The sequence below is a fragment of the Kribbella sp. VKM Ac-2566 genome (assembly GCF_004366005.1).
Taxonomy (GTDB): domain Bacteria; phylum Actinomycetota; class Actinomycetes; order Propionibacteriales; family Kribbellaceae; genus Kribbella; species Kribbella pratensis.
Genome location: NZ_SODT01000014.1, coordinates 284,676 through 289,017, shown reverse-complemented (window position 1 = coordinate 289,017; position 4,342 = coordinate 284,676). Strand labels below are relative to the sequence as shown.

At 70.8% G+C, this 4,342-nt stretch carries 3 protein-coding genes; 2 read left to right on the top strand and 1 reads right to left on the bottom strand.

Features of this window, described 5'->3' with window-relative positions:
• On the bottom strand, positions 1–456 hold a 456-nt coding region (locus EV647_RS42690), incomplete at its 3' end, for an FAD-dependent oxidoreductase (RefSeq protein WP_238177558.1).
• A 77-nt stretch (positions 457–533) separates the two neighbouring features.
• Here EV647_RS42690 and EV647_RS35260 point away from each other — a divergent pair.
• Both EV647_RS35260 and EV647_RS43550 read left to right on the top strand, forming a co-directional pair.
• A complete protein-coding gene (locus EV647_RS35260; RefSeq protein WP_134010873.1) occupies positions 534–1,121 on the top strand; it encodes a helix-turn-helix domain-containing protein in 588 nt (195 codons plus the stop codon).
• Between the two features lie 205 nt (positions 1,122–1,326).
• On the top strand, positions 1,327–3,828 hold the full coding sequence (locus EV647_RS43550) for a DUF222 domain-containing protein (RefSeq protein WP_134010871.1): 2,502 nt from the start codon (positions 1,327–1,329) through the stop codon (positions 3,826–3,828).
• Positions 3,829–4,342: the final 514 nt, after the last annotated feature.

Below are 4,342 nucleotides of genomic sequence, written 5' to 3'. Positions count from 1 at the left end.
CACCACCCGACCCGCCAACACCCGCCACCCGCCAACAACGCGCAGCCCGACACACACCCCAGCAACCACCACCACCCGACCCGCCAAGACACGCCACCCGCCAACAACGCGCAGCCCGACACACACCCCAGCAACCACCACCATCCGACCCGCCAAGACTCCCCGCCCGTCGACGAGGCGGCCCCAGAAGCCGTTGTTGCCATCGGCCACCAGTTCGGTGGTGGTGCCGGTGAGGACGCCACCGCCGTACCTCCCGACTTCGTCCCGTCCGAGCTCCAGCAGTTCGCTGTGCGGGAAGCCGTTACGCGACAGGTACCCGTGCGGGTGGACGGCCGGGGTATTGCGGGGCGTGCCGGCATCGACCACGAGAACCTTGCGGTGAGCGCCTGACAGGACCAGGGCGGCGGACAGTCCGGCGGCGCCTCCGCCGATGACCACCACGTCGTACTGACTCATGTCCATCAGGCTGAAGCACCGTCGATCTCTCACCTACGGTCGTTGCTGTTTCCGGGAATGCGCAGTGTGATGAGGTCGTGGAAGACACCTCATCGGAGATCGCCGCGGTGCTCGAGCAGGTTGGGCCCAGGCTGAAGCGGGTTCGCACCCAGCGCCGTATCACCCTGACCGGTCTGGCGGCCACGACCGGCATCTCGAAGAGCACGCTCTCGCGACTCGAGACCGGACAGCGGCGACCGACCCTGGAGCTGCTGCTTGCGCTGTCGCAGGCCTACCGGGTGCCCCTGGACGATCTCGTCGGCGCGCCCGAGGTCGGCGACCCACGCATTCGCCTCAAGCCCGGCCGCGTCAAGGGACGGACGGTCATCCCACTCACCCGGCAGCCCGACGGCATGCAGGTCTGGAAGATCGTCATCCCGACCAGCAAGATCATCCCGGAACCGCGGGCCCACGACGGTCACGAGTGGATCTACGTCCTGTCCGGGCACCTGCGATTCGTCCTCGGCGAACGGGACTGGGTCCTCGGCCCCGGCGAGGTCGCCGAGTTCGACACCCACGTGCCGCACTGGTTCGGCAGCACCGGCGAGGGGCCCTCGGAGATCCTCAGCATCTTCGCAAGACCCGGCGAACGAATGAACATCCGAACCCCCGACCCCAAACCCTGATCCCGCGGGCGGCCGACATTGCGGTGGCTCGCATGGCTCGTGTCCGGTCCACGGACGACGGTATCGACGACCCGACTCGCACTCCTGCATTCGTTGCCTGGAGAGCCCCAACCGTCACAGCGACCACGACCGCTCCGGCGGCCTGGGATCCGGTGAAGGGATCCGATGATTTGGAGTAATCGAACACATGTTCTAATGTAGGTGCATGAGCGGAATCCCGGGCACCCACCTCGGCGCCGACCACCAGGTCCCCGCCGAGCCGGGAGCGCCCACCGCGACCGTCGCCCTCTCCCCATCCGGGGCGGCCGGGACCCTGGTCGCGCACGACCTCCCCCAGACCGCGACCGCCCCAGCAGAACGGGCAGAACGGTTCGTCGACGATCTCCACACCCGCCTCGGTGGGCCGGCTAACCGGCCGGACCGGAGTGCACCAGCGAGCGGCTGCCGGGCTGCCTCCCCTGTCCGCGCCTCAACGGCTCCGGCTCCTGACCAGGCGGCCATGATCGACTCCACCCCCACTGGGGCGGTCAGGCGGTCTCCATGGAGCGGTTGGGATGACGAGCCGCTCGCCGATGACTACGTGCCGGACGACCTTGTCTACCCGACCGATCCCGAGCTCCCCGGCGGCCCTGCGGTGGTCAGCGAGCAGGACCAGTTGGATGCCGAACTCGACGAGCTGCTGGGCCGGAACCGCTACTCCCGTGTCGATGAGTTGGAGTGGCAGGAGTGGGACGGGGTCGAGCAGGACGCCGCCGAGCGGGAGATGCTGCGCCGGGAGGCGCCGGCCTGGGCGTTCCTGCCGCCCGGCGGTGCGCTGGCTGCCGCGTTGGAGGTGACCCGGCCGGAGGCGATGTCGCCGATGGCGCTGATCGAGTTGATGAAGGCCGCGGACCGGCTGATCAGCTGGGGAGAGGCGATCAAGACCAGTGCGACGGCGTCGTTCGTCCGGCAGCGCCGCGCCGAACACCGCGAGTCGCCCCGCCCGACCCAGCTCGATTCCAAGGGCCGCCCGATCGACCCCGAGCGGTCCTGGCACGGCGAGATCGCCCTGGCCCTCGGCCTGTCCCCGAACACCGTGGGCCGACGGGTCGACACCGCGCTGCGGCTGACGTCGTCCCTGTCGGCCACCTATTCGGGCCTGCGCTGCGGCGCGCTGACCTGGGGCAAGGCGCTGGCGATCTCCGAGGCCACCAGCGACCTGCCCGATGACGCGGCCCGGGCGGTGCAGGCCCATGTGCTGAAACGTGCCGCGAAGCAGACCCACCGCAACCTGTCAGAGTCGCTGCGCCGCCAGGTCGCCAAACACACCACCGCGCAAGCGACCGACGATCACCGCGCCGCGGTGGCCGAGCGCACCTGCAAGATCGTCCCGCTGGCCAACGGCATGGCCGGGCTGTGGATCGTGCACACCGCCGACAAGATCCAGCAGATGTGGGTCACCCTCCAAGCCATGAGCACCCTCGCCAAACGCAGCACCCCTACCACCAACCCCACCACCGACGAAGCCGCGCCTGCAGCCGGCCCCATCACCGACACCACCGCCGACACCGCCACCGACGCCAACGTCCACGCCACGGCCGACACCACCACTGCGGACGCCGACGACAGCCCCGACGCCGACACAGGCACGACCGGCGCCGCCGGCACGACGGGCAACGCAGGCACCGCCGGCGACACGGGTACGACGGGCAACGCTGGCAACGCGGTCCCCGGTGGCGATACAGCCGACGTCCCAGGCGGCGGCACTCTCAGCGCCACTGCTGCACCTCAAGCCAACGACTCAGCGCCCACAGGCAACGCCGCAACGGCGCCGCTCGGCGCGTCCGTGGATCCCGGACCGCCGGCCCCCGCGGACGCCGGCCCATCCCCGCACGCCAGACCCGATCCCGATTCGGCCACCCCCGACGACATCACCGCCACCGGCACCACCGCCAGTGCGGGTTCCAATGCGGGTGCTGAGGTGAGTGCCGGCGCTGGTACGGATATTGGCGTGGATGCTGATGCAGGCGCCGGCGCTGGTGCGGGTGCTGATGCCGGTGCCGGGAAGGACACCCGTACCGTCGAGCAGCGGCGTGCGGATGTGGCTGCGGATCTGTTCGAGCACATCCTGCGCAACGGGCTGGACTGGCTCGGCCGGCGGCTGCCCGACCAGCACCGCCGCCGCCCCCACATCGAGGTCGTCGTCCCCGCCTCAACCCTGCTCGGCCTCGACAATGACCCCGCCGAACTCACCGGCTACGGACCCATCCCCGCCGACCTGGCCCGCCGCATCGCCACCGACGGCACCTGGCGACGACTCCTCACCGACCCCACCAACGGCACCGTCCTCGAAGCCTCCACCACCCGCCACGACCCCGGTGCGTTGGTGACCGAAACTTTGCTCGCCCGCCACCCCGTGTGTGCCTGGCCCGGCTGCAACCGCACCTCCCGCGACTGCGACCGCGACCACCTCACCCCCTTCACCCAGTCCGGGCGCACGAGTCTGTCCGGGATGGCGCCGTACTGCGAATATCACCACGTCATCAAAGACACCCCCGCCTGGGGCTGGACCACCACCAGCCACCCCGACGGGTCGATCACCCTCACCACGCCCACCGGTCACCGCTACACCACCGTTCCGCCCGCCCGCGGCCCCATCACCCAACAACCCGAGACACATCCCACCACCGGCCCCCGGCAGGCAGCTCACGACCCGCCACCCTTCTGACCAGCACCGCCAGCCAGAACTCACCAACCGCCGTCGGCCCGTTCGCCCGGCCCGGCCGCGTGACTCGGCCGCGTGACCCGGCCGCGTGACCCGGCCGTATGACCCGGCCGCATAGCTGGGCCGCGTGACCCGGCCGCATGGCTGGGCCGGGCGCACGCCATCACTCTGAAGGCACGCCATCACCGGCGCCAGCAGCCCCAGAACCACACCGGCCGCCCCGCGACGCTGCTCGTGCTCCAAGACGAGGACGAGGCCGACGACGCCCTCTCACGGGCAACGCCGTCGCCGGCAAATACCATTGCCGGCCCTCGGCAGGCAGCTCACGACCCGCCACCGTGCTGAAGCCAGCACGCCAGTCGGACTCACCATCCCCCATCGGCCCGGCCGCATGACCCGGCGGCATGGCTGGGCCGCATCGCTGGGCCGCATCGCTGGGCCGCATCGCTGGGCCGCATCGCTGGGCCGCATCGCTGGGCCGCATCGCTGGGCCGCATCGCTGGGCCGCATCGCTGGG

What these genes read in the sequence shown, in the direction of transcription:
- EV647_RS43550 (WP_134010871.1), top strand. Translation starts at nt 1,327, where the DNA reads ATGAGCGGAATCCCGGGCACCCACCTCGGCGCCGACCACCAGGTCCCC.